This window comes from Pseudomonas sp. HMWF021 (assembly GCF_003061005.1).
GTDB lineage: Bacteria > Pseudomonadota > Gammaproteobacteria > Pseudomonadales > Pseudomonadaceae > Aquipseudomonas.
In genome coordinates, this window is sequence record NZ_QAIK01000048.1 from 1 (window position 1) to 25,658 (window position 25,658).

Below are 25,658 nucleotides of genomic sequence, written 5' to 3' on the forward strand. Positions count from 1 at the left end.
GATTCGGGGTGTGTTTGAACATGGTGGAACTCCTGAAGTAGTGGAGCCGCCACCATTCGCTGCGAAACGAATATAGGTGGCAGCTGTACGCGGGTTCGCAGACCGGGACTTCAGGCACCCGGCATACCCGAAGGTATCCCGCGCACAACCGCCATGACACAGGCATAAAAAAGCGCCCGCTTTCGGATGGTGGACGCTGTGCGTCTGAAGTTTAACCGGGCTGCGAAACCCGGTCGCTGATTTTTGCAGCGACAGACTCAGGCTAGAGATCGCGCTTCCGACAGGCAACCTGAAAACCTTGTGGGAAGGTTCTGGGTTTCTCACACACCCTTAAACACAACCAGACTCAATGTAGGAGCTGCCGAAGGCTGCGATCTTTTGATCTTGCTTTTGATTTTGAAAAGCCAGGATCAAAAGATCGCAGCCTTCGGCAGCTCCTACAGGAAATTGGGTGTGGGCAGTTGGAGATTGGTCGGCTGTCAGGCCGCTTTCGCTGGCAAGCCAGCTCCCACAAGATCAAGGTCAAAAGATCGCAGCCTTCGGCAGCTCCTACACAGGATGAGCGTTAGCTCGGCTGCAGCTTTTGATCTTGCCGTGCCGGCCCCTTCGGCAGGCTGAGTGGAGGGGTTTATCCGGGGGTGGGAGCGCAGCGACCGTTCGACGAAGTCGAACACATCGAGAGGAGGTGCAGCGAAGCAAACCGGAGGCGATGCCCCCGGATGAACCCCGTAACGAAGGAACCCGAGCCTAAGCGAGGGCCGTACGCCGGGGCCCAGCGTTTTGGTTACTTTTGGGCGTCTGCAAAAGTGACTCGCCGTAAGGGCGAAACCGCCAGCCGCAACACCCGAAGCAACGGATATACACCCAAAACCCCAAGAACCTGGTCGGCCCAAAGGCCGCCAAGTCCAAAAAAGCCTCAACCCTCCCGACGAACCCTGAACCAAGCCGCATACAAAGCAGGCAAAAACAAAAGCGTCAAAGCCGTAGCCACAATCAACCCCCCCATGATCGCCACCGCCATCGGCCCGAAAAACACACTGCGCGACAAAGGAATCATCGCCAGCACCGCCGCCAGCGCCGTCAACACAATAGGCCGAAACCGCCGCACCGTCGCCTCGATAATCGCCTGCCAAGGCTTAAGACCAGAAGCAATATCCTGCTCGATCTGATCCACCAGAATCACCGAGTTGCGCATGATCATCCCCGACAGCGCAATCGTCCCCAGCATCGCCACAAACCCGAACGGCTGGCGGAACACCATCAAAAACAACACCACCCCGATCAACCCCAGCGGCGCCGTCAGAAACACCATCGCCGTGCGCGAAAAACTGCGCAGTTGCACCATCAGCAACGTCAGCACCACCACAATGAACATCGGCACCCCGGCGTTCACCGATTTCTGCCCACGCTCCGAATCCTCCACCGTACCGCCAACATCCAGCAGATACCCGTCAGGCAGTTCGGCGCGGATCGGATCAAGCGTCGGCTGAATCTGCTTCACCAGCGTCGCCGGCTGCTCCTTGCCATAAATGTCCGCCCGCACAGTCACGGTTGGCAGACGATTACGGTGCCAGATGATCCCTTCCTCAAACCCGTACTCCAGCGTGGCAATCTGCGACAGCGCCACACTGCGGCCGTTGTCGGTCGGCACCGCCAGACTCGGCAGCAACGACAACTCGGTGCGCTCATGCACCGTGCCGCGCAGCAGAATCTCGATCAGTTCGTTGTCCTCGCGGTACTGGCTGACGCTCGAGCCGGTCAGCGAACTCTGGAGGAATTTCGCCAGATTGGCCGTGCTCACACCCAGCGCCCGGGCACGATCCTGATCGATGTTCAGGTACACCACTTTGCTTGGCTCTTCCCAGTCCAGGTGCACGTTGACCACGTGCGGGTTCTCGCGCACCTTGGCCGCCACTTTGCGCGCCAGCGCGCGGACTTCCTCGATGTGTTCACCGGTGACGCGGAACTGCACCGGATAACCCACCGGCGGGCCGTTTTCAAGCCGCGTGACCCGCGAGCGCAGAGCCGGGAATTGCTCGTTCAAGGTCTCGATCAACCAACTGCGCAGGGTCTCGCGTTCCTCGATGTTTTTCGCGAGCACCACAAACTGGGCGAAGCTCGCCGCCGGCAGTTGCTGATCCAGCGGCAGGTAGAAACGCGGCGAACCAGTGCCGACATACGCCACATAGTTGTCGATGCCCGCGTGATTCTTGAGCAGCGCTTCCAGGCGTTTGACCTCGGCGGTGGTGTTGGCCAGCGACGCGCCTTCGGCCAGTTTCAGATCGACCATCAACTCCAGTCGATTGGAGGCCGGGAAGAACTGCTGCGGCACGAAACGGAACAGCATCACCGACGCGAGGAACAGCCCCACCGTCAGCACGATCACGGTTTTGCGGTGCGCCACACACCACTCCACCAGACGCCGCACCCGCTGATAGAACGGCGTGCCATACGGGTCCGCCTGGCCGTCAGCCGTGCCGTGTTTGGCCGCATGAATTTTCGCCAGATCCGGCAGGAGTTTTTCCCCCAGATACGGCACAAACATCACCGCAGCCACCCATGACGCGAGCAACGCGATGGTCACCACCTGGAAGATCGAGCGGGTGTATTCGCCGGTGCCGGACTGCGCGGTGGCAATCGGCAGAAAACCGGCGGCGGTGATCAACGTACCGGTGAGCATCGGGAACGCGGTGCTGGTCCAGGCGTAGCTCGCGGCTTTGATCCGGTCGAAGCCCTGCTCCATTTTGATCGCCATCATTTCCACGGCGATGATCGCGTCGTCCACCAGCAAGCCCAGCGCCAGCACCAGCGCGCCGAGGGAGATCTTGTGCAGGCCGATGCCCAGGTAATACATGCAGGCAAACGTCATCGCCAACACCAGCGGAATGGTCAACGCGACCACCATGCCGGTGCGCACGCCGAGGGAAAAGAAGCTCACCAGCAACACGATCGCCAGCGCCTCGACCAGCACCTGGACGAACTCGCCGACTCCGGTTTTCACCGCCGCCGGTTGGTCGGACACCTTGCGCAATTGCATGCCGGCCGGGAGGTTTTTCTGCAACCGCGAGAACTCGCCTTCCAGCGCTTTACCCAGCACCAGAATGTCGCCACCGTCCTTCATCGCGACAGCGAGGCCAATGGCATCTTCGCCCATGAAACGCATGCGGGGCGCCGGTGGATCGTTGAAACCGCGACGCACATCGGCGACATCGGAGATGCGGAACGTACGATCACCAACCCGGATCGGAAAGTTCTTTATCTCGTCGACTGTCCGAAAATTCCCCGAGACCCTTAACTGCAAACGCTCGCTACCGGTTTCGAAGAAGCCGGCAGTCGACACCGCGTTCTGCTCTTGCAGCGCTTGCTGCACCGCTGCCAGTGGCAAGCCAAGGGTGGCAAGTTTGACGTTGGACAGCTCGACCCAGATCTTCTCGTCCTGCAAACCGAGCAGATCGACCTTGCCCACATCCTTGACCCGTTGCAGCTGGATCTGGATGCGGTCGGCGTAATCCTTGAGCACCGCGTAGTCGAATCCGTCCCCCGTCAGCGCATAGATATTGCCGAACGTCGTGCCGAATTCATCGTTGAAGAACGGCCCCTGAATATCCGGCGGCAAGGTCTGACGAATGTCGCTGATCTTCTTGCGCACCTGATACCAGAGGTCGGGAATTTCCCGGGAATGCATCGAGTCGCGGGCAATGAAGGTGACCTGGGATTCACCCGGGCGGGAGAACGACACGATGCGTTCGTACTCGCCGGTTTCCATCAGTTTCTTTTCGATGCGTTCGGTGACCTGCCGCGAGACTTCCTGCGCGGTCGCCCCCGGCCAGCGGGTCTGGATGACCATGGCCTTGAAGGTAAACGGCGGGTCTTCGCTCTGGCCGAGTTTGGTGTAGGACAAGGCGCCGACGATGGCCAGCAAAAGCATCAGGAACAGGACGATCTGGCGATTACGCAACGCCCATTCGGAAAGGTTGAAGCGCATCGGGACTTACTCCTTGTCCGCCAGATTGACCACACGGTTGGAGCGATCCACGGGACGCACCTGCTGACCTTCAAGCAACACGTGAACACCGGCGGCGACTACCCAGTCGCTGGGGTTCAGGCCTTCGAGCACCGGCACGCTTTTCTCGCCGAACGGGCCGGTGCGCACCGGGGTCTTTTTCAGGGTGTTGTTGGCGCTGACGACCCAGACGTAGGTTGCGCCGTTCTCAGCGGTCAGCGCCGAGAGCGGCACCGACAGCGGCACGCTATCCACCGATTGCACGAACACCCGGGCGCTCTGCCCGAGTTCCGCCGGGACTTTGCCGCTGGTGAACGAGATGCGCGCGGCGAAGGTGCGGGATTTCGGATCGGCTGCCGGCGACAATTCACGAATCTGCCCGGCGAAGCGCTGGTTCTGTTGCGTCCACAGCTCAACGGTCACCGGCTGACCGACCTTGAACCGCCCGAAGCTCTGCTCCGGCAGGCTGATCGACACTTCGCGCTCGCCATCGGTGGCCAGGGTGAACACGGTTTGCCCGGCGGCAACCACTCGCCCGACTTCCACCGAACGCTTGGCCACCACACCGTCCTGCGGCGCGCGCAGCACGGCGTAACTTGCCTGGTTGGTCGAGACGTTGAATTCGGCTTTGATTTGTTTAAGGCGGGCTTCACCGGAGCGGTAAAGGTTTTCGGCATTGTCGTACGCCGAGCGGCTGACCATCTGCCGATCCATCAAGGTCTTGTAACGATCACGCTCGGCGCGTACCAGATTGAGATTGGCTTCAGCGGCAGCGACTTGCGCGCGAGTGGCTTCCAGTTGCAGACGCACGTCCTGCGGATCGAGTTCGGCCAGGGGCTGATCGGCCTTCACGCGCTGACCTTCATCGACCAGTCGTCGGCTGACTTTGCCGCCAATGCGGAACGCCAGATCGGGTTCGTAACGGGCGCGAACCTCGCCCGGATAACTTTCCATCGCCTGCGCCGAAGGCTCTGGTTGCACCACCATGGCCGGTCGAATGCTGACTTGCGTCGCCTCCTCCTGACCACATGCGGACAATAAAAAAGCCAGACTGACTGGCAATGCAAATGGCCACTTGAGGTGCAGTGCATGGCGGAACATGGTGACGGACCTTTCGCTAATGGTGCCTGGAATATTTATACTGGCCGGTATGGTATTAATAGCAAACTCACCAGTCCAGTATTAAAAGCGAAGAATGTCGAACAATCTTGCAGCTCCAAACGGCCCGGGCCGTCCGAAGGATCCGGCCAAGCGCCGAGCGATCCTCGATGCGGCGAAAACCCTGTTTCTGACTCATGGCTACGCCAACACCAGCATGGACGCGGTCGCTGGCGAGGCCGGTGTGTCGAAATTGACGGTTTACAGCCACTTCAACGACAAGGAAACGCTGTTTTCCTCCGCGGTAATGGCCAAGTGCGAGGAACAGTTACCGCCGCTGTTCTTCGAACTGCCTGCGGGAATCCCGGTGGAAAATGTGTTGCTGAACATTGCCCGAGGCTTTCATCAACTGATCAACAGCGACGAGTCGGTGAATCTGCACCGTTTGATGATGGCGTTGGGCACGCAGGATCCGAAGTTGTCACAGATTTTCTACGAGGCCGGCCCCGAGCGCATGGTGCAGGGCATGGAACGCTTGCTGAAGCAGATCCACGAGACCGGCGCGCTGAGCATCGATCAGCCGCGTAATGCCGCCGAACATTTCTTCTGCCTGATCAAGGGTGCGGGGAATTTTCGCTTGCTGTATTGCTGCGGTGAGCCGCTGAGCGAAGAGGCTTCCGAGAGTCATGTGCAGGAGGTGGTGGGGTTGTTCATGCGGGCGTATCGGCCCTGATTTTTTAGCGCCTGTTCTGACGTCATCGCTGGCAAGCCAGCTCCCACAGGGATCGTGCTGAACACAAATTGTGCGAACCACACAAAAACCTGTGGGAGCTGGCTTGCCAGCGATTGAGGCGACTCGATCTCAGGGTTTTAACGCTTTCTTCGGGTAAATGTCATACCGGCTCGATTTGCCATCCAGCGCATGGCTCGGCTTCGGCCCCTCGATGCACGGCGCCTTGCGCGGGCGCTTGACTACCACGCGGTGCGTCGCCAATGCCAGCGCCGCCTCCAGCAGGGCCGGTGCATCCGGATCATCACCAACCAGCGGCCGGAACAGGCGCATTTCCTTCTTCACCAACGCGGTTTTCTCACGGTGCGGGAACATCGGGTCGAGGTAGATCACCTGCGGCGGCTCGCCTTCCCAGTTGCGCATGACTTCGATGGAGTTGCCCTTGAGCAGCTTCATCCGCGCGACAATCGGCGCCACGTCGAAATCTTCCGCCGCCCGCGCCAGACCGTCCTCCAGCAGCGCACCGATCAGCGGCTGGCGCTCGATCAGGCTCATCTCGCAGCCCAGACTCGCCAGCACGAACGCGTCCTTGCCCAACCCCGCCGTGGCGTCCAGCACCCGTGGACGCACGCCCTGGGCGATGCCGACCGCTTTGGCAATCATCTGCCCGCTGCCGCCACCGTACAGACGCCGATGCGCCGCGCCGCCCTCGACGAAGTCCACCCGCACCGGCCCCGGTGCATCCGGCCCAAGCTGCTGCAACTGCAAACCCTGCTCGCCCACCTGCAAGGCGAACTCGCCGTCATCCACCTGCAGCGGCAGGCCCAGACGCTCGGCCCACTGCTCGGCCTGCACTTCAAACGTCGGGCCGAGGGCCTGGACATGGATGCGGCAGGCCGCGGGTTGCTCAATCATGAAAACACGCTCAAAAAAGTTAAGGATCGGCAAAAGGTGGCCGATAAACCAATCAACGCGCATTTTGCCAGAGCTGAGCGTCAACCGAAAAAAATGTCAGGCATTCTTCCCACATCGATTGGCTACATCTCGCCCCATGGCGATTTCAGCCGTCATAACACTCAAGCACTGAGCGGCGTCAGTCACCTGTGGCAGGATTTCTTTGCCCAGGCCCTGGCCGAACAGACGAGTGATGTGGTGCCGGCCTGCGGCACGTTTCCACCGGTTGACCTGAACAGCCCGGAAGAACCGACACTGGGCAGCGAGCTGCACGCGCACATCGTCGAGCAGCGTCAGTGCGATGTGGTCGAGACCGAGGTGCGTCCGCCGGAGCCGCTGTTCCTGCCGATCGCCGAGTTCGAAACCGATCTGCTGGACAAGCCGTTCCCACCGTTCCCTCCGGAAGAACTCAAGGCTCAGCAAGAGCAGCAGGATTTCGACAGCAGTTGGGTCCGGCCGATCGTGATCAACAACGGCCAGCCTGTGCCGGAGCCAGGTCCGGCACCGCAGAAGAAGCCGTTGTACCTGCCGATTGCCGAGTTCGACCTCGACCTGCTGCAAAAACCTTATCCGCCGTTCCCGCCGGAAGAAATCGTCGAGCAGCAGAAAGCACTGGACTTCGATAACGGCTGGGCGCGCCCGATCGTCCTGCAGAACCTGCGCCTCGCCGCCTGACACTTCAGCGACACACACTCCAGCGCCCGACATCGACATGAAAGTGATTGCGATGCGCGGCGTTGTAATCCGGGCTCAACACCACACTGAACGCCTCGCAGGCGCCATCGCGCACCTGACGCAGAAACTGCGCGTCCTGATTCTGTTTCGGCCAGTCCTTGAGCACGCTGATGCTGCGCCCGTCCGCCAGCCGGAAGCCGGCGATGTCCAGCGCATCGGCACTGGCGTGGCGGCTGAGCGCCCCGCTCTCGCGGTTATAGACATTGCGACAGGCAAAGCTGCCGAGGTGATCAAGCCGCGCCACCCTCTGCCCGTAAACAGATTGCGCGGCAGGTTGCAGGGTATGCCGTTCAAACATCGCGTAAGCCACCGCCAGCGGGCAACTGGCGAGGAAGCTGCTGCTCAGCGCCACCTCGCCGCCCTGCACGCGCACGGCGCCGATCAGCGGGCACTTGGCGTCGGGGCTGTCGGCTTGCGGCGTGACACGCAGTGGCGAGCTGCGCAGCACCTGGGCGCATAACTCGGGATTGCCGCGCAGGCGCATCAGTTTGAAACCGGTCAGCCAGTTCGGCGCAGCCTTCACGTCCAGCGGCGCCCACGGATTCCACTCGGCCGGCACGTCGAGCCAGCCGCGCCAGACGCTGACCACGGCGCCCGCAATCATCAACACCAGCGACAGCGCAATCCAGCGACCCATGCTCAGCCTTTGAAGAACTGATTGGCCTTGGCGTACGGCATCGATTGCGAGGTGAAGCCGAAGGTGCCGCGCTGCTGGATTTCTTCAGCCGCGCGATAAAACTCGCCGTACGCCGCCAGCGCCAGGGCCGAACCGGTACTGATGCGCCGCACCCCCATCTCTTCAAGCTGCTGCACGGTCAGTTTCAAACCGCCGGACATCAGCACGTTGACCGGTTTTGGCGCCACCGCGCGCACCACCGCCAGCACTTCTTCGGCATTGCGCAAACCCGGCGCGTACAACACGTCGGCGCCCGCTTCGGCGAAAGCCTGCAAGCGGCGAATGGTGTCGTGGATATCGGGATTACCGTGCAGGTAGTTTTCCGCGCGAGCGGTCAGGGTGAAGGGAAATGGCAGCGTGCGCACGGCGGCGACGGCGGCTTCGATGCGCGCCACGGCGTGTTCGAAGCAGTAGATCGGTGCGTCGGCGCGGCCCGTGGCATCTTCGATCGAGCCGCCTACCGCGCCCGCCTCGGCGACACGCAGCAAGCTTTTGGCGCACTCGGTCGGGTCATCGGCGAAACCGTTTTCCAGATCCACCGACACCGGCAGATCGGTGGCCGCGACGGTCGCCCGAACGTTGTCCAGAGTCTCATCGAGGCTCAAGGCGCCGTCGGCCTTGCCTTGGGAAAACGCATAACCGGCACTGGTGGTTGCCAGCGCCTGATAGCCCAGACTGGCGAGCATCTTCGCCGAGCCTGCATCCCATGGATTGGGAATGACGAAAATCCCCGCACGCTCATGCAGGGCGTTGAAAGCTTGGGCTTTGCGCAGTTGTTCTGTACGGGCGTGGGCGTCCATCGGCTGGCTCCTGGGCAGGAAAAAAATCCGCCTCAGAGCAGGCCAAGTTGCTCGGCGGCGGGTTCTCTGTATAGCTCAGGCAAAGGTGGCAGGCCAGGCAAACGTTGCATCAATTGTGCGTGAAAACGTTGCGCCAGCTTCGCCGCCAGGATGTTGTCGGCGGTGTGCAGGAAGATGTACGGCGTGCGACCCTCTTCGATCCACTCGGCGATTTTCGCCACCCACGGCACCAGGAACGGATCATTGGCTTCCAGCTCCGGGTGGCCGATGAAGCGCACCTGCGGGCACTGGGTGAAGGCCGCCGGCCGCGTCGGCACCCGGGGCTTTTTCGATTGCGCGTGGATCACCGAAGACTCGGTCGACAGGCAACTGAACAGCGCCCGTGGATCGAGGCAGATGCGCTCCACACCACGCTCCAGCAGCAGGCGATTAAGCAGACGCTCGCTCTCGCCCTTGGCGAAGAACTGTTCGTGGCGCACTTCCACCGCCAGCGGCCGGTCCAGCGCGTCGATGAACGCGGTCAGCTCCGGCAATCGATGCGGGGTGAAGCTTTTCGACAGTTGCAGCCACAGCGGCGAGACCCGCTCGCCGAGTGGGCTGAGAAGATTCACGAAGGTTTCGGCGGCGGTCAGCTGATCGCGCAGGTCCCCGCTGTGGCTGATGTCACCGGGGAACTTGGCGGTGAAGCGAAAGTGTTCGGGCATGGTCTCGGCCCAGCGCTGCACGGTGGCCGGCGAGGGGCTGGCGTAGAAGGTCGTATTGCCTTCGACGGCGTTGAACACTTGGGAATAGAGAGCAAGGAAGTCGGAGGTCTTGGCGTCTTCGGGGTACAGATACTCGCGCCAGGCGTTTTCACTCCAGGACGGACAGCCGAGGTAGTAAGGCAGATCCATCAGATGTACAGATCGAGGCCCAGCACGTCCGCATCCCAATCGACAAAACCGGCGGTGCTCAGGTAGCTGGCCAGGGCCATCGCTACGCTTTTGCTCATGGCGCGGTGATAGATCATGTCTTGCTGACGGGCGGGCAGATTGGCCAGGCGTTGTGCGGAGGCTTTGGCAGCGCGGGCGGCCAGTTGCTCTTCAGTCGGAAATTCCAGCTCGCCGTCGATATCGTCGACGGATTCATCCAGCGCCACATTGCCTTTTCGAGGCTTGCGCTTGATGGGGTAAGACTGAGAGGAAAGGCCGTCTATACGCATAATTTCATGCTCGGTATCGATGATGGCAATTTAGCGGCACTTGACCGACTTAGCAAACCGCCGAGTGATAACTAGAACACATAAAGCGCAAAAGGTTTAAAGCGGGCAGTTGGAAACTGACGATTGGCAGCCGTAAAAGCAAAAGATCGCAGCCTTCGGCAGCTCCTACAGAAGCATGCAATCCTTGTAGGAGCTGCCGAAGGCTGCGATCTTTTAAAGGCTCAACGAGCCTTGGGGGTGGCGACTTTGTCGCGCAGGTAAACCGGTTGCGCGTCGTCTGCCGGGATCGACTCGCCGCGCTCCCAGGCAAACCGCGCCAGGGTCAGCAGGTCTTCGGCGTGGGGCAGCATGCCGGCATCCGAGCCGCTCAGGCTGACCGCGATCCGCTCGCCATAGCCCCAACCGGTGCCCGCACCGAACCATTCGCCGCTGGCATCATCCGGCAACGCCGCGACTTCCGGCGGCAGCACCGCCTCGGCACCCACCAGACGCATCTCGCCGGCAGTCTCGCGGTAGCAGCCCCAATACACTTCATCCATCCGCGCATCGATGGCCGCCGCGACCTGGCTCACGCCGTGTTCGCGATACGCCCGTTGCGCCAGCACCGCCAGGTTCGACACCGGCAGCACCGGACGATCCAGCGCGAACGCCAACCCCTGCACCACGCCGATGGCAATCCGCACGCCGGTGAACGCGCCCGGCCCGCGACCGAAGGCAATGGCGTCCACCGCTTGCAGCGTGGTGCCGGCGTCGGCCAGCAGTTGCTGGATCATCGGCAGCAGCTTCTGCGCGTGCAGACGCGGGATCACCTCGTAATGGCTCGTGACCTTGCCGTCATGCAGCAAGGCAACGGAGCAAGCTTCGGTCGCGGTGTCCAGGGCCAGCAAGGTGCTCATCGATGTATCCAAAACAGGTGGGAGAAAAAGTGCGTCAGTATAAACAACTACGGCCCGCAAGCGGGCCGTGGATGATGCAGCGGATCAGCTTTTTCAGCTCAGCGCTTCGAGCACCTTGGCGGTGATCGCTTCGACCGAGCCGACGCCCGGGATGTGGCTGTATTTCGGCTTGCCATTGGCAGCGGAGAGCTTCTGGTAGAAATCCACCAGCGGCTTGGTCTGCGAGTGGTAGACCGACAGGCGATGACGGACGGTTTCTTCGGTGTCGTCCTTGCGCTGTACCAGTTCTTCACCGGTGATGTCGTCTTTGCCAGCGATTTTCGGCGGGTTGTAGACGATGTGGTAAACGCGGCCGCTGGCCTCGTGAACGCGACGACCGGCGATACGCTGCACGATTTCTTCGTCTTCAACAGCGATCTCGACCACGGCGTCCAGCTCGACACCGGCAGTTACCAGTGCTTCAGCCTGTGGAATGGTGCGCGGGAAACCGTCGAACAGAAAGCCGTTGGCGCAGTCCGGTTGAGCGATGCGATCCTTTACCAGCGCGATGATCAGGTCATCCGACACCAGGCCGCCGGCATCCATGATGCTCTTGGCTTGAACGCCCAGTGGAGTGCCGGCCTTGACCGCAGCACGCAGCATGTCGCCGGTGGAGATTTGCGGAATGCCGAATTTCTCGGTGATGAACTTAGCCTGAGTACCTTTACCGGCCCCGGGAGCTCCCAGCAGAATGACGCGCATCGATGTGCTCCTCAATTTTTTATATAGAAAACAACGGGATTCGCCTCTTTGGGCCAATCTTAAAAAACGGGTCGTGGCCGCACAAACGGCCAAAGGCTGATCAAGATACACAGCAGGCTGCGCCCACACAAGACGCCAAAAGTCGGAGAAACCGACGCCTGCCGCGACTTCGCGACGGGGTTGGACAAGTCGCAACCCCATCATTAACTGTCGCCTGCCCGCACTTTGTGCCTGTGTACAAAGCGACACCCGGCCTGTGCACCGGGTGCCTGATACCAGCGCAGAAACCTTAGCCGGTATTGCGCAAACCGGCGGCAATCCCCGCCACAGACACCAGCAAAGCCTGCTCCACCGGGCTGTCCTGCTCGACGTTCTGCTGCCGCGACCGGGCCAGCAGCTCGGCCTGCAATAGATGAAGCGGGTCGAGGTAAGTGTTGCGCAGACGGATGAATTCAAGCGTGTCGGGGCTATGTGCCAGCAGCTGCGACTGACCGGTCAGGCCGAGCACTACTGCGCACGCCTGCGACAATAGGTCGCGTAACTGCGCGCCCAACGGCAGCAGGTCCGGCTCGACCAGACGCTGGTCATAGGACAGCGCGATATCGGCGTCGGCCTTGGCCAGGACCATTTCCAGCATGTCGATGCGCGTGCGGAAAAATGGCCATTGCTCGCGCATCTGCCCCAGCAACTCGCCTTCGCCGCGCTCCAGCGCCTTGCTCAGCGCAGTTTCCCAGCCGAGCCAGGCCGGCAGCATCAGCCGCGTTTGCGTCCAGCCGAAGATCCACGGAATCGCCCGCAGGCTTTCGATGCCGCCGGCGCGGCGCTTGGCCGGGCGGCTGCCGAGAGGCAAGCGGCCCAGCTCCTGCTCCGGCGTCGACTGGCGGAAATACTCGACGAACTGCGGATTCTCCCGCACCACCGCGCGATATGCGGCAACGCCATCGGCGGCCAGCTCATCCATCAGGTGCCGCCACTCGGGCGTCGGGGGAGGTGGCGGCAACAACGTCGCTTCCAGCACGGCAGCCAGATACAGATTGAGGTTTTGTTCGGCGATGTCCGGCAGGCCGAATTTGAATCGAATCATTTCGCCCTGCTCGGTGGTACGGAAACGCCCCGCCACCGACCCCGGTGGCTGCGACAGAATCGCCGCGTGTGCCGGGCCGCCGCCACGGCCCACGGTGCCACCGCGACCATGGAACAGCAGCAGTTCGACTTGCTGCTCGCGGCAGATTTCCACCAGACGCTCCTGCGCGCGATATTGCGCCCAAGCCGCTGCGGTGGTGCCGGCGTCCTTGGCCGAGTCGGAGTAACCGATCATCACTTCCTGCGGGCCTTGCAGCCTGGCGCGGTAGCCCGGCAGCAGCAACAGCCGCTCCATCACCGGCCCGGCGTTGTCGAGGTCGGCGAGGGTTTCGAACAGCGGCACCACGCGCATCGGCCGCAGCACGCCGGATTCTTTGAGCAGCAGTTGCACCGCCAGCACGTCAGAGGCGGCGCCCGCCATCGAGATCACGTAGGAACCCAGCGAAGCGCCAGGCGCCGCCGCGATCTCCTTGCAGGTATTGAGCACTTCAGCGGTGTCAGCCGAAGGCTTGAAATGCGCCGGCAACAACGGGCGACGATTGCTCAATTCGCGGGTGAGGAAGCTGATGCGCTGTTCTTCATCCCAGTCTTCGTAGCGACCGAGGCCGAGATAGTCGGTGATTTCGGTCATCGCCGAGCTATGCCGCGTCGAATCCTGACGCACATCGAGGCGCACCAGGAACAGGCCGAAGGTCACCGCCCGGCGCAGACAATCGAGCAACGGCCCGTCGGCAATCACGCCCATGCCGCACTCGTGCAGCGAGTTGAAACACAGCTCCAGCGGATCGAGCAGATCGCGGTTGTTGTGCAACACATCGGCTGGCGGTGGCGTTGTAGCGCTGAGCGAGGCGTGCGCCCAGTTGCGCGTGGCGCGCAGGCGTTCGCGCAATTGCTTGAGCACCGCACGATAGGGTTCAGCGCTGTCACCGGCCTTGGCCTTGAGTGCGTCGCTGGCCTGTTGCATCGACAGTTCAGCAGCAAGGTGATCGACGTCGCGCAGGTACAGATCGGCGGCCATCCAGCGCGCCAGCAGCAACACCTCGCGGGTCACGGCAGCCGTGACATTCGGGTTGCCGTCACGGTCGCCGCCCATCCACGAGGCAAAGCGAATCGGCGCCGCCTCCAGTGGCAAGCGCAGGCCGGTGGCGGCAAACAACGCCTGATCGGCCTTGCGCATATGGTTGGGAATCGCCTGCCACAGCGAATGCTCGATCACCGCAAAACCCCACTTGGCTTCGTCGACCGGGGTCGGCCGGGTGCGGCGGATTTCTTCGGTGTGCCAGGCTTCGGCGATCAGTCGTTGCAGGGTGTTCTGGATCTGTTCGCGCTCGGCGCTGGTCAGGTCGCGATGGTCCTGCGCGGCCAGTTGCGCGGCGATCGCGTCGTACTTCTGGATCAGCGTGCGCCGCGCCACTTCGGTGGGGTGTGCGGTCAGTACCAGTTCGATTTCCAGACGCGACAGTTGTCGGGCCAGAGATTCGGCGCTATGACCTTCGTTGCGCAAGCGCGCGAGCAGTTCTGGCAGTACGCGGGACTCGAACGGCGCGGGCTGCGACTCTTCGCGGCGATGAATCAATTGATACTGCTCGGCGATATTCGCCAGGTTGAGAAACTGGTTGAACGCCCGCGCCACCGGCAGCAGTTCGTCTTCGCTCAACTGATTGAGGCTGGCGCTGAGTTCGGCGTCCATCGAGCCACGGCGGTCGGCCTTGGCGCCCTTGCGGATCTGCTCGATCTTGTCGAGAAACTCCTCGCCGTACTGGTCACGAATGGTGTTGCCCAACAGCTCACCCAGCAGGTGAACGTCCTCGCGCAAGCGTGCATCAATATCGGTCATCAGCAGTTCTCCAGCGTTAATCGGGACGGCGCAGAAACGAATGCTTTGCCCAGAGAGTGCCGCTCTACGGCGCTTCTTACAAGCAGACGACGAAGGGACTTTAAACCTTGTGGCCTGAAGCTAGTCTCAACAGTAAGCCGTACAACGGCTTGCCGCCGGCCCCGCCGGACATTCACCAGATCCTGCCATGAGCAGGTGTGACATGAGGTCATCATGAAAATCCGTGAACTCGCCCAGCATTGGGAAGAAAACGCCAAGGGTCGCCTGACCGACACTGGCTACACGATTCATCTGGACGTCGAGGCCGCTGCGCGACTGGCGGCGATTGCCGAGATGTATCCCAAACGCCACCCCGAAGAACTGCTCGGCGAACTGATCGGCGCCGCGCTTGAAGAGTTCGAGGCGAGCCTGCCGTATGTGAAAGGCTCGACGGTGGTGGCGACTGATGAAGAAGGCGATCCGCTGTATGAAGACGTCGGCCCGACACCGCGATTTCTGGCGCTGTCGCGGCGGCATTTGCAGGATTTGTCCGCCGCTGCCGGTAAACAGAAACACTAATCAGACAACACAAAAACCTGTGGGAGCGGCGGTGCGACGTTTCGACTTGCCCGCGATGGCGTCAGTTCAGTCACATCAGTGTTGAATTTGATGGCCTCATCGCTGGCAAGCCAGCTCCCACAGGGATCGTATCCTTCTCCGCTTCTGCACAATTTTTATCCCGCGCGTACCACTCCCCGCCTCCAAAGTTCCCGGTCTAGAGCCTTGTCCGTTCGGTCAAAAGTTTTTTTGGCGATAGGCCATCTTTTCTGAACTTTTGAAAAACGCCGCCGGTCGGAAGCTGTAACCACGCCTGGAACGAGCGTTTCAAAAACGCGCTTTTACACGACGCTTGCGGCTCCTCGACCAGGATGGATTTTAGGTTTTATCAGGAGTTAAACAATGGAGTTGAAGACCATGAAGACCCAAACCTCGTTCTCCCACCTGCGCGGTCTGAAACTGGCTGCTCTGGCTATCGGTACCAGCTTCGTTCTGGCCGGTTGCGCCGGTAACCCGCCGACCGAGCAGTACGCCGTGACTCAATCGGCCGTCAACAGCGCCGTCAGCGCCGGTGGTACCGAGTTCGCTGCAGTGGAAATGAAGCAGGCTCAGGACAAGCTCAAGCAAGCCGAAATCGCCATGCACGACAAGAAGTATGAACAGGCTCGTACCTTGGCCGAGCAAGCCGAATGGGACGCTCGCGTTGCAGAACGGAAGGCTCAGGCTGCCAAGGCCGAACAGGCTGTGAAGGATTCCCAGAAAGGTGTTCAGGAACTGCGTCAGGAAAGTCAGCGCACCGTGCAGTAAGCGCGCATCCCGAATCGCAAAGCTGAAACTTTTATCGATAGAAAGGACGACAAATTATGCGTAAGCAACTGATGATCCCCGCTCTTCTGGCCGCAAGCGTTGCCCTGGCTGCCTGCTCCACCCCGCCTAACCCGAACCTGGAACAGGCACGCACCAACTACGCCGGCCTGCAGGCCAACCCACAGGCGAGCAAAGTGGCTGCCCTGGAAACCAAGGACGCCAGCGATTACCTGGACAAGGCCGACAAGGCTTACCTGGACAAGCAAGACGCGGCCAAGGTTGACCAACTGGCCTACCTGACCAACCAGCGCGTGGAAGTGGCCAAGCAGACCATCGCCCTGCGCACCGCTGAAAACAATCTGAAAAACGCTGCTGCCCAACGTGCTCAGGCCCGTCTGGATGCCCGCGATCAGCAGATCAAGCAACTGCAGCAGAGCCTGAACGCCAAGCAGACCGATCGCGGTACGCTGGTGACTTTCGGTGACGTGCTGTTCGCCACCAACAAGGCTGACCTGAAATCCAGCGGTCTGGTGAACATCAACAAACTGGCGCAATTCCTTCAGGAAAACCCGGATCGCAAAGTGATCGTTGAGGGTTACACCGACAGCACCGGCGCCGCTTCGTACAACCAGTCGCTGTCCGAGCGTCGCGCGACCTCGGTACAAGTCGCACTGATCAAGATGGGCGTAGATCCTTCGCGCATCGTGGTTCAGGGTTATGGCAAGGAATACCCGGTTGCTGATAACAGCAGCGTCTCCGGTCGTGCGATGAACCGTCGTGTGGAAGTGACCATTTCCAACGACAACCAGCCAGTGATGCCACGTTCGGCGGTCAGCTCGAACTAAGCAACACGCAGTAACGCAAAAGCCCCGCCTGAGTGATCAGGCGGGGCTTTTTGTTGAAGATCAAAAGATCGCAGCCTTCGGCAGCTCCTACATTGGAATGCACTCACCTGTAGGAGCTGCCGCAGGCTGCGATCTTTTGCTTTTTAAGGTTCAAGTTTCTGCGGCGTTTCCTGGCCCATGCAGCGCACGGCTTTTTTCTGCGCGTTGATCAGCACCCCGGTCAGGCCTTTCTGTTCGGTGTCGAACAGCACCAGCACACCATCGATGCATTGCGCCACTTGCGGCGCCGGGTCCAGCGAGACTTTGTAGTCTTCGCCCGGCACGGTCTTGAGCATGGTGAATTCGTTGAGCAGCAGCGCATCTTCCGGCTTGGCGAAGTGCAGGTAGCCGTAGTACCACAGCGCCCCGACCGTGCCGAGAATGCTGCAGATACCGGTGATGATCAGCGGGATGGCGTTACGTTCTTCAGTCATTGCGCACTCTCGTCTTCAGAATTCGGGGCTTGCGGGTAATTCGGGATCTCGCCGAGGCGGCGCAAGCCGTTGAAATGTTCCGGGTCTTCCAGATAGCGCAGCATCACCTGGCGCCAGACCGGATCACCGAAGGTCTGCACGTGGCCGCCACGGGTCAACTGCAACACCCGAGGTGGCGGCGCCGCCTGATACAGGCGGATGGCGTTGGACATCGGCACCAGTGGGTCGTCGATGCTGTGAAAGATCAGTTTCGGCACGCCCGTGAGCTGCGGCATCGAGTTGATCGCGCTGTCGCCATCCGGCACCAGCCACGACAGCGGCACCTGGAACGGCCAGGTCAGCCACGAGGTGCTGAGGGCGTACTGGCCGACGCTGCGGTAACTGGCGGGTACACCGTCGAGCACGAAGGCCTTGAGTTGTTTCTGCCGCTCGGGGTGCTGCACCAGCCAATGCACGGCCATCGAACCGCCGAGGCTCTGGCCGAGGAGGATCAGCGGCTTGCCTTTGACCTCTGGCGCCTTGTCGAGCCAGGCGAACGCGGCGTCGATATCTTGATAGATCGCCGGCAAACTCGGTTTGCCCTCGGACAAGCCATAGCCGCGATAGTCCACCAGCAGCACCTGATAACCGTTTTTCGGTAACCACCAGCTCCCGCCCAGGTGCATCGGCAGATTGCCGCCGTTGCCGTGCAGGTGCAGCACCGTGCCCTTGACCTCGACACCGGGTTTGGCCGGCAGCCACCAAGCGTTCAGCTTCAAGCCATCGGCCGTGACCAGCGTGACGGTGCGGTATTCGAGTTTGGCTTTTTCCGGGGTGAAGATCTGACCCGGTTCGGGGTAGAACAACAGCGAACTGCAACCACCGAGGGTCAGGAGCAGGCAAAGGATGCCGAGGATTCTCATCCGGTGAAACCTCGCAGAATTCGAATTGGAATACAGTCAAAAACTGTAGGAGTGAGCCTGCTCGCGATAGCAGTGTGTCAGTCGATATTTATGTTGATTGACACACCGCTATCGCGAGCAGGCTCACTCCTACAAGGGGTTTGTGTGTGGTCTACAGGATATTGGAGTAATCCGCCTCGATCCGGTCCAGGCTCAAGTGATTGAGGAAGTTGGAGAAGCACATCCACGCCGACAGTGCGTTCATGTCGCGGAACTGTTCCGGCAGGTATTTCGGCGGCACCACCAGACCTTCATCGACCAACTGACGCAGGGTACGCATGTCCTCCAGCGTGGTCTTGCCGCAGAACAGCAGCGGCACCTGCTCGAGCTTGCCTTTACGCACGGCCAACTGAATGTAGTTGTAAACCATGATAAAGCCCTTGAGGTAGGACAAGTCTTTGGTGAATGGCAGACCGGTCGGCGTCGAGCCACGGAAAACACGACTGGCATTGCCGTAGCTTTCGGCCATTTCGAAGCCCTGCTCGCGGAAGAACTCGAACACCTGCAGGAAGTCCGCGCCCTCCTCGACCATGTGAATGGCGCGGGTGCGGTTGGTCAGTTTGCGCAGGCGACTCGGGTAGGAGGCGAAGGTGATGATTTCCATCAGGATCGCCAGGCCTTCCTGGGTCACCGTCGACGAGGGCGGGCCCTTGGACAGGAAGGTGCAGATCGGCTGGTTCAAGCCATTGAGCGTGGTGCCGACATGCACCAGACCTTCATGGACTTCCAGCGCACGCACGTCGCGGTCGTTGAACAGCGCGTCGGTGCGGATCTTGATGTAGTCGGCGCCCGCCGCCGCGTCGGCAACGATGCCGTCGGACTCGAACACCCGGATAGTTTCCTCGGCCTCACCGAACACCTTGTTCAAACGGGTTTGCAGCAGGTGCACGGCGTCCTTGGCGGTGAGGACTTTCGGCTCGTCCTTCAGGTCGCCACGGCCATCGATGTTGTTCAGGTAGTCGGACATCATCAGGCCGAGGTCGGCCAGGGTCGGGTCTCCGGCGTGGAACGCGTCGGAGGCGGCGCCGTACAGCTCTTGCGAGATCAGCCCGAAATCCTCGGTGCCGCGCGCTTCGAGCATGCGCACCACCATGCGGTATTCCTTGCACATGCGCCGCATGATCTGCCCGACCGGGTTGAACTGGCCGAGCTGGCGGGTGATGTCGCGCTCGATGTTCTGGAATTCCAGTTTGACCTTGCTCGAATCGAACGACAGTGGCCGATTGAGGTAATACTCGCGATCCACCGCAGGCATTTCCTTACCCTTGGCCTTGAGAAAGCCCTTGCGGATATTCTCGTCCCACTTCACCGCGTCGAGGACGCGGATCGGCGTCTGCGCCAGCACAATCCGATCGGACAGCGTGCGTATCGTCTGCTGGTAATCGTCCACCCGAAACTCCTGTAGAAAACGTGACGCGCCGGATTATTTGCCGCTTGGCCTGGCCTCAGACCGAAGCCAGCACCAGGTGCATGTACCGCGTCAGAATGCCGAGCATGTCCTGTTCGGCCAAAGGCTCGGCGTCGTTGAGCAGGCCCTGATATTCCATCCGGCCGATAATCGCCGTCAACACTTTGGCATCCTGCTGCGGTTCGCGCGAGCCCAATACCTGGAACAACTGGCAGGTGCCCTGCAACAGAATCTGCTGATGGGAGCGCACCAGATCCGCCAGACGCGGGTTGAGCAGCGCTTCCTGACGAAACGCCTGTTCCGCCATCAGATGCTCGCGACGGTTGATCAGTTGCCGGTGCACATAATCGGCCATCAGCCGCGCGATGTCGTCCGCCAGTTGCGAGCGCGACTCGGGGCTGCCGTCCGCACTGACGACCATGTCGCGCAGCAGCCCCTCGTTGTTGACCCACAGCTTGGCCATGTAGGCCGCACTGCGCTCGACGTATTGGGCGAAGGTATCGGTGAGCAGGTCATCGATATCCTTGAAGTAGTAGGTGGTGGCCGACAGTGGCACCCCGGCCTCGGCGGCCACGGCCCGGTGGCGCACGCCGCGCACGCCGTCACGCACGACAATGCGCATCGCTGCGTCGAGAATGTCCTGACGACGCTGCTCGCTGCCCTGTCGGCTGGCCTTGCGGCCCTGGTACTGAACACTTTCAGCGACCGCAGTGGCGATACCCGCTGCACCTTCTTGAGCCATTGCAACCATCACGACTGGACTTCCTCTGCTATTTCAAAAGTAACCAATTGATACATTTGTACCAGACAGGCAATAAAAAGCCGCCTGTTTTAGGCGGCTTTTTAACTGAAACGTTTACGCTTGCGGTCGCATGTGCGGGAACAGGATCACATCGCGAATCGACGGCGAGTTGGTCAGCAACATCACCAGACGGTCGATGCCGATGCCTTCACCGGCCGTTGGCGGCATGCCGTACTCCAGCGCACGAACGAAGTCGGCGTCGTAGTGCATGGCTTCGTCGTCGCCGGCGTCCTTGTCGGCCACCTGCGCCATGAAGCGCTCGGCCTGGTCTTCCGCGTCGTTCAACTCGGAGTAGGCGTTGGCGATTTCACGGCCACCGATGAACAGCTCGAAACGGTCGGTGACGTTCGGGTTGTCGTCGTTGCGACGAGCCAGCGGCGACACTTCGAACGGGTACTGAGTGATGAAGTGCGGCTGCTCCAGCTTGTGCTCGACCAGTTCTTCGAAAATCATCACCTGCAGCTTGCCCAGACCTTCGAAGCCCAGCACCTTGGCGCCGGCCTTCTTGGCGATGGCGCGCGCCTTGTCGATGTCGTTCAGGTCATCGGCGGTCAGCTCGGGGTTGTACTTGAGGATCGAGTCGAACACCGACAGACGGGCAAACGGTTCGCCGAAGTGGAACACCTTGTCGCCGTACGGCACGTCGGTGCTGCCCAGCACCAGTTGCGCCAGTTCACGGAACAGTTCTTCGGTCAGGTCCATGTTGTCTTCGTAGTCGGCGTAAGCCTGGTAGAACTCCAACATGGTGAATTCAGGGTTGTGACGAGTCGAAACGCCCTCGTTACGGAAGTTGCGGTTGATCTCGAACACTTTCTCGAAACCGCCGACCACCAGACGCTTGAGGTACAGCTCAGGCGCGATACGCAGGAACATTTCCATGTCCAGCGCGTTGTGGTGGGTTTCGAACGGCTTGGCCGCAGCGCCGCCAGGAATGGTCTGCAACATCGGCGTTTCGACTTCGAGGAAGTCGCGCTTCATCAGGAAGCTGCGGATGTGCGCAATCACTTGCGAACGCACGCGGAAGGTCTGGCGCACTTCTTCGTTGACGATCAGGTCAACGTAGCGCTGACGGTAGCGCTGTTCGGTGTCGGTCAGGCCGTGGTGCTTGTCCGGCAGCGGGCGCAGCGACTTGGTCAGCAGGCGCACGTTGGTCATTTCGACGTACAGGTCACCCTTGCCAGAACGGGCCAGAGTACCTTCGGCGGCGATGATGTCGCCCATGTCCCAGGTCTTGACGGCGGCCAGGGTTTCTTCGGACAGGGTCTTGCGGTTGACGTAGACCTGGATGCGACCGGTCATGTCCTGGATCACCATGAACGAGCCACGGTTGAGCATGATGCGACCGGCAACCTTGACCGGGATTGCAGCCTCGGCCAGCTCTTCCTTGGTCTTGTCCGCGTATTTCTTCTGCAGGTCTTCGCAGTAGTTTTCGCGGCGGAAGTCGTTCGGGAAGGCATTGCCCTTGGCGCGCTCGGCAGCCAGCTTTTCCTTGCGCAGGGCGATCAGGGAGTTTTCTTCCTGTTGCAGGGCTTGCGGGTCGAGTTGTTGGTCGCTCATGTCTTTAGATATTCCATCAGGTTCGTTGCCCCCGGACCTTGCGGCCCGGGGATCGCCAGCAGAGCTGGCTCCTACAGGGATCGGGTTGAATCAGCCGATGCTGTATTGCGTCTTTTACAGCCCCGATTTCAGGCTGGCTTCCAGGTATTCGTCGATGTCGCCGTCGAGCACCTTGTCGCAGTCGCTGCGTTCGATGTTGGTGCGCAGATCCTTGATCCGCGACGCATCGAGCACGTACGAACGGATCTGGTGACCCCAGCCGATGTCCGACTTGGTGTCTTCCAGCGCTTGCGAGGCGGCGTTGCGCTTCTGCATTTCCTGCTCGTACAACTTGGCCCGCAGCATTTTCATGGCGGTGTCCTTGTTGGCGTGCTGGGAACGTTCGTTCTGGCAGCTGACCACGGTGTTGGTCGGTACGTGGGTGATACGTACGGCCGAGTCGGTGGTGTTTACGTGCTGACCACCGGCACCGGAGGAACGATAGGTGTCGATCCGCAGGTCTGCCGGGTTGATTTCGATTTCAACCTTGTCATCGATCTCTGGCGAGACGAAAACGGCGGAAAACGAGGTGTGACGACGGTTGCCGGAGTCGAACGGGCTCTTGCGTACCAGACGGTGCACGCCGATCTCGGTGCGCAGCCAGCCAAAGGCGTATTCACCCTTGATGTGCACAGTGGCGCCTTTGATACCGGCGACTTCACCGGCCGACAGCTCCATGATGGTCGCATCGAAACCGCGTTTGTCCGCCCAGCGCAGGTACATGCGCAGCAGGATGTTGGCCCAGTCCTGGGCCTCGGTGCCGCCGGAGCCGGCCTGGATGTCCAGGTAGGCGTTGTTCGGGTCCATCTCGTGGCTGAACATGCGGCGGAATTCAAGCTTGGCGAGGTTTTCCTCGAGACGGGCCAGCTCGGCGACGACATCGCCCACTGCACCTTCGTCGTTTTCTTCGACGGCCATGTCCAGCAGGTCGCGGCAATCGGCCAGACCGCCGTTCAGTTCGTCGAGGGTCTCGACGATCTGCGCCAGCGCCGAGCGCTCGCGGCCCAGCTCCTGGGCGTATTCAGGTTTGTTCCAGACACTCGGATCTTCAAGCTCGCGATTGACTTCGGTCAGACGCTCATGCTTTTGATCGTAGTCAAAGATACCCCCGAATAGTTTCGGAGCGCTCGGACAGGTCCTTGATGGTGTTCAGGATCGGGTTGATTTCCATGACGGGCAGCACTCGTTGGCGAACTTTTGAAAGCCGGCGAGTATAACGTAATCACGCTGTCACGGCAGCCCGTCTGGCGGCTGTCGGGGCGAAACACTTGACACATTGCCCCTGTAGGAGCTGCCGCAGGCTGCGATCTTTTGATCTTTAAAAGCAAAATCAAAAGATCGCAGCCTGCGGCAGCTCCTACAGGACATTCGATTGCAACGGTCCATCGGACGTCAGACCGACAGGCCAGATCGGTGGGTTATTCGATGCCGACTTGGTTACGCCCGTTATTTTTGGCCAGGTACAACCCGCGATCCGCCGCCGAAATCAGCAGCCGGCAATCACTGCCCGCCTGCGGCACCATGGTCGCCAGGCCAATGCTGATGGTCAGGCTCGCCCCTTCGCTGGGGGTGTTGTGCGGAATCTTCAGCGCCGCCACGGTCTGGCGCAGTTTCTCCGCCACCAGCCGTGCGCCACCCGGCGAGGTGTTCGGCAACACCAGCGCGAACTCTTCACCGCCGTAGCGCGCCGGCAGATCCGACGGTCGGGCGCTGGCGTCGCGGATCGCCGTGGCGACCTTGCGCAGCGCCTCGTCGCCTTCGACGTGGCCAAAGCTGTCGTTGTAGGACTTGAAGTAATCGACGTCGATCATTAACAACGATAACTGGCTCTGGTCGCGCAGCGAGCGGCGCCACTCCAGCTCCAGGTACTCGTCGAAGTGGCGGCGGTTGGACAGCCCGGTCAGGCCATCGGAGTTCATCAGACGTTGCAGCACCAGGTTGGTGTCGAGCAACTGCTGCTGGCTGACGCGCAATGCCCGGTACGCCGCATCCCGTTGCAGCAGGGTCATGTAGGAGCGCGAGTGGTAGCGGATACGCGCCACCAGTTCGATGGTGTCCGGCAGTTTCACCAGATAATCATTGGCGCCGGCCGAGAACGCCGCGCTCTTGATCAGCGGGTCTTCCTTGGTCGACAGCACGATGATCGGGATGTCCTTGGTCGCCGGGTGGTTGCGGTATTCGCGCACCAGGCTCAGGCCGTCAAGGCCGGGCATCACCAGATCCTGCAAAATCACCGTCGGTTTGATCCGCACCGCGTGGGCGATGGCCTGATGCGGGTCGGAGCAGAAGTGGAAGTCGATGTTCTCTTCATTCGACAGCCCACGGCGCACGGCTTCGCCAATCATCGCCTGATCGTCCACCAACAACACCATGGCGGCGTTTTCGTCGGTTTTGATGTCATCGATCTGTAAATCATTCATGGGCGGTCACCTGAATACTGCGGGGGCCAGGATTGCGGAAAAACCTGTTCATTTGGGGAAAACCTCCAGCAATCGTGGCGCTATCTTTTCCAGTGGACGGATTTCGACGGCCGCATCGATCGCCGCTGCTGCCTTGGGCATGCCGTACACCGCACTGCTCTGCTGGTCCTGCGCGATGGTCAGATAACCCTGCTGGCGCATGAGCTTAAGCCCTTGCGCCCCGTCGCGTCCCATCCCGGTCAATAAAACCCCGATGGCATCGCCGTTCCAGTAACTGGCGACGCTCTCGAAAAACACATCGATCGAAGGGCGGTAGATCTCGTTGACCGGCTCGGCGGTGTAGGCCAGCGTGCCGTTTTTCAATAGGCGGATATGGTGGTTGGTGCCGGCCAGCAACACGGCACCGGCCTGCGGTGGTTCGCCTTCACGGGCCAGGCGCACGTCCAGGCCGCTGGCGCTGGCCAGCCATTCGGCCATGCCGGCGGCGAACACCTGATCCACGTGCTGCACCAGCACGATGGCGGCTGAAAAGTTTGGCGGCAAGCCCTTGAGCAGCACTTCCAGTGCGGCCGGCCCACCGGCGGACGAACCGATTGCCACCAGCCGCTGGCAGGACGCCGAGTTGCGATGGGGCGTTGGCACCGGGCGCGGGCGCGGCGTTTTCTCGCCGATCAGCCAGCCGATATTGAGGATCTTGCGCAGCAACGGCGCCGCGGCTTCCTGCGCGTTGCCGGCACCGAGGGCCGGGGTATCGACCACGTCCAGCGCACCATGGCCCATGGCCTCGAACACCCGGTGCACGTTCTGCTGGCGGTCGACGGTGACGACGACGATGGCGCACGGGGTCTCGGCCATGATCCGCCGGGTAGCCTCGACGCCGTCCATCACCGGCATGATCAGGTCCATCAGGATCAGATCAGGCGTATTGGTGGCGCACAGTTGCACCGCCTCGGCGCCGTTTCTGGCGACCCAGACCACCTGATGCGCCGGCTCGAAGGCCAGCGCACGGCGCAGCGCCTCCACCGCCAGTGGCATGTCGTTGACGATTGCGATTTTCATGCCCGCGCTCCTCCAA

23 protein-coding genes are annotated in these 25,658 nt (G+C 61.1%); 5 read left to right on the top strand and 18 right to left on the bottom strand.

The window, feature by feature from the left end:
- Positions 1-916 precede the first annotated feature (916 nt).
- Together DBR18_RS06260 and DBR18_RS06265 are read right to left on the bottom strand one after the other, a co-directional pair.
- On the bottom strand, positions 917-3,985 hold the full coding sequence (locus DBR18_RS06260) for an efflux RND transporter permease subunit (RefSeq protein WP_108589683.1): 3,069 nt from the start codon (positions 3,983-3,985) through the stop codon (positions 917-919).
- A gap of 6 nt (positions 3,986-3,991) precedes the next feature.
- Positions 3,992-5,104 (bottom strand): efflux RND transporter periplasmic adaptor subunit, encoded by a 1,113-nt coding sequence (locus tag DBR18_RS06265; RefSeq protein WP_108589684.1) that lies wholly within the window; start codon positions 5,102-5,104, stop codon positions 3,992-3,994.
- A 94-nt stretch (positions 5,105-5,198) separates the two neighbouring features.
- On the opposite strand from DBR18_RS06265, the gene DBR18_RS06270 reads away from it, so the two are divergent.
- The gene (locus DBR18_RS06270; protein ID WP_108589685.1) at positions 5,199-5,834 is read left to right on the top strand and encodes a TetR/AcrR family transcriptional regulator; all 636 of its coding nucleotides are present in this window, start codon (positions 5,199-5,201) and stop codon (positions 5,832-5,834) included.
- A gap of 129 nt (positions 5,835-5,963) precedes the next feature.
- Here DBR18_RS06270 and DBR18_RS06275 read toward each other — a convergent pair whose 3' ends face one another.
- Entirely contained in the window at positions 5,964-6,746 is a 783-nt protein-coding gene (locus DBR18_RS06275; protein ID WP_108589686.1) for a class I SAM-dependent methyltransferase, read from the bottom strand.
- 93 nt (positions 6,747-6,839) lie between these two features.
- Here DBR18_RS06275 and DBR18_RS06280 point away from each other — a divergent pair, with 93 nt between their 5' ends.
- On the top strand, positions 6,840-7,460 hold the full coding sequence (locus DBR18_RS06280; protein WP_108589700.1) for an energy transducer TonB: 621 nt from the start codon (positions 6,840-6,842) through the stop codon (positions 7,458-7,460).
- Positions 7,461-7,464: 4 nt separating this feature from the next.
- Here DBR18_RS06280 and DBR18_RS06285 read toward each other — a convergent pair whose 3' ends face one another.
- The 7 genes from DBR18_RS06285 to ppc form a co-directional block, all read right to left on the bottom strand.
- The gene (locus DBR18_RS06285; protein WP_108589687.1) at positions 7,465-8,157 is read right to left on the bottom strand and encodes an extensin family protein; all 693 of its coding nucleotides are present in this window, start codon (positions 8,155-8,157) and stop codon (positions 7,465-7,467) included.
- Positions 8,158-8,159: 2 nt separating this feature from the next.
- Positions 8,160-8,996 carry an oxaloacetate decarboxylase gene (locus DBR18_RS06290; protein ID WP_108589688.1) on the bottom strand — a complete coding sequence of 279 codons (837 nt, stop codon included), beginning with the start codon at positions 8,994-8,996 and terminating at the stop codon, positions 8,160-8,162.
- Between the two features lie 32 nt (positions 8,997-9,028).
- Positions 9,029-9,889 carry a DUF72 domain-containing protein gene (locus tag DBR18_RS06295; RefSeq protein ID WP_108589689.1) on the bottom strand — a complete coding sequence of 287 codons (861 nt, stop codon included), beginning with the start codon at positions 9,887-9,889 and terminating at the stop codon, positions 9,029-9,031.
- Positions 9,889-10,197 (bottom strand): hypothetical protein, encoded by a 309-nt coding sequence (locus DBR18_RS06300; RefSeq protein WP_003222071.1) that lies wholly within the window; start codon positions 10,195-10,197, stop codon positions 9,889-9,891. The genes DBR18_RS06295 and DBR18_RS06300 overlap by 1 nt, the downstream gene beginning before the upstream one ends.
- 221 nt (positions 10,198-10,418) lie before the next feature.
- Complete coding sequence (tsaB, locus tag DBR18_RS06305; protein WP_108589690.1) at positions 10,419-11,093, bottom strand: tRNA (adenosine(37)-N6)-threonylcarbamoyltransferase complex dimerization subunit type 1 TsaB; 675 nt, start codon at positions 11,091-11,093, stop codon at positions 10,419-10,421.
- A gap of 93 nt (positions 11,094-11,186) precedes the next feature.
- Positions 11,187-11,834 carry an adenylate kinase gene (adk, locus tag DBR18_RS06310; protein WP_108589691.1) on the bottom strand — a complete coding sequence of 216 codons (648 nt, stop codon included), beginning with the start codon at positions 11,832-11,834 and terminating at the stop codon, positions 11,187-11,189.
- Between the two features lie 289 nt (positions 11,835-12,123).
- Positions 12,124-14,754, bottom strand: a complete 2,631-nt coding sequence (gene ppc / locus DBR18_RS06315) for a phosphoenolpyruvate carboxylase (RefSeq protein WP_108589692.1) — start codon at positions 14,752-14,754, stop codon at positions 12,124-12,126.
- Between the two features lie 213 nt (positions 14,755-14,967).
- On the opposite strand from ppc, the gene DBR18_RS06320 reads away from it, so the two are divergent.
- The 3 genes from DBR18_RS06320 to DBR18_RS06330 all read left to right on the top strand — a co-directional run bounded on the left by DBR18_RS06320 (position 14,968) and on the right by DBR18_RS06330 (position 16,943).
- Positions 14,968-15,312: a hypothetical protein gene (locus DBR18_RS06320; protein ID WP_003222064.1), complete on the top strand. Its 345-nt coding sequence runs from the start codon at positions 14,968-14,970 to the stop codon at positions 15,310-15,312.
- 381 nt (positions 15,313-15,693) lie between these two features.
- Positions 15,694-16,098 (top strand): DUF4398 domain-containing protein, encoded by a 405-nt coding sequence (locus DBR18_RS06325; protein WP_007964219.1) that lies wholly within the window; start codon positions 15,694-15,696, stop codon positions 16,096-16,098.
- A gap of 56 nt (positions 16,099-16,154) precedes the next feature.
- The gene (locus DBR18_RS06330) at positions 16,155-16,943 is read left to right on the top strand and encodes an OmpA family protein (protein ID WP_007964218.1); all 789 of its coding nucleotides are present in this window, start codon (positions 16,155-16,157) and stop codon (positions 16,941-16,943) included.
- A 143-nt stretch (positions 16,944-17,086) separates the two neighbouring features.
- Here the strand turns inward: DBR18_RS06330 and DBR18_RS06335 are convergent, their stop codons facing one another.
- The 8 genes from DBR18_RS06335 to DBR18_RS06370 all read right to left on the bottom strand — a co-directional run bounded on the left by DBR18_RS06335 (position 17,087) and on the right by DBR18_RS06370 (position 25,642).
- Positions 17,087-17,416: a hypothetical protein gene (locus tag DBR18_RS06335; RefSeq protein ID WP_007964217.1), complete on the bottom strand. Its 330-nt coding sequence runs from the start codon at positions 17,414-17,416 to the stop codon at positions 17,087-17,089.
- The gene (locus DBR18_RS06340) at positions 17,413-18,318 is read right to left on the bottom strand and encodes an alpha/beta hydrolase (protein ID WP_108589693.1); all 906 of its coding nucleotides are present in this window, start codon (positions 18,316-18,318) and stop codon (positions 17,413-17,415) included. The genes DBR18_RS06335 and DBR18_RS06340 overlap by 4 nt, the downstream gene beginning before the upstream one ends.
- A gap of 151 nt (positions 18,319-18,469) precedes the next feature.
- Positions 18,470-19,747, bottom strand: a complete 1,278-nt coding sequence (locus DBR18_RS06345; protein ID WP_108589694.1) for a flavohemoglobin expression-modulating QEGLA motif protein — start codon at positions 19,745-19,747, stop codon at positions 18,470-18,472.
- 55 nt (positions 19,748-19,802) lie between these two features.
- A complete protein-coding gene (locus DBR18_RS06350) occupies positions 19,803-20,507 on the bottom strand; it encodes a TetR/AcrR family transcriptional regulator (RefSeq protein WP_177482347.1) in 705 nt (234 codons plus the stop codon).
- Between the two features lie 114 nt (positions 20,508-20,621).
- Positions 20,622-22,124, bottom strand: coding sequence for a lysine--tRNA ligase (gene lysS / locus DBR18_RS06355; protein ID WP_108589696.1), 1,503 nt, complete (start codon positions 22,122-22,124; stop codon positions 20,622-20,624).
- A gap of 114 nt (positions 22,125-22,238) precedes the next feature.
- A protein-coding gene (gene prfB / locus DBR18_RS06360) for a peptide chain release factor 2 (protein WP_108589697.1) occupies positions 22,239-23,334 on the bottom strand; the annotation gives its coding sequence in 2 pieces (ribosomal slippage) (positions 22,239-23,261 and positions 23,263-23,334; 1,095 coding nt in all).
- A gap of 247 nt (positions 23,335-23,581) precedes the next feature.
- Positions 23,582-24,583, bottom strand: coding sequence for a diguanylate cyclase domain-containing protein (locus DBR18_RS06365; protein ID WP_108589698.1), 1,002 nt, complete (start codon positions 24,581-24,583; stop codon positions 23,582-23,584).
- A gap of 48 nt (positions 24,584-24,631) precedes the next feature.
- Positions 24,632-25,642 (bottom strand): chemotaxis response regulator protein-glutamate methylesterase, encoded by a 1,011-nt coding sequence (locus tag DBR18_RS06370; protein WP_108589699.1) that lies wholly within the window; start codon positions 25,640-25,642, stop codon positions 24,632-24,634.
- Between the last annotated feature and the right edge of the window lie 16 nt (positions 25,643-25,658).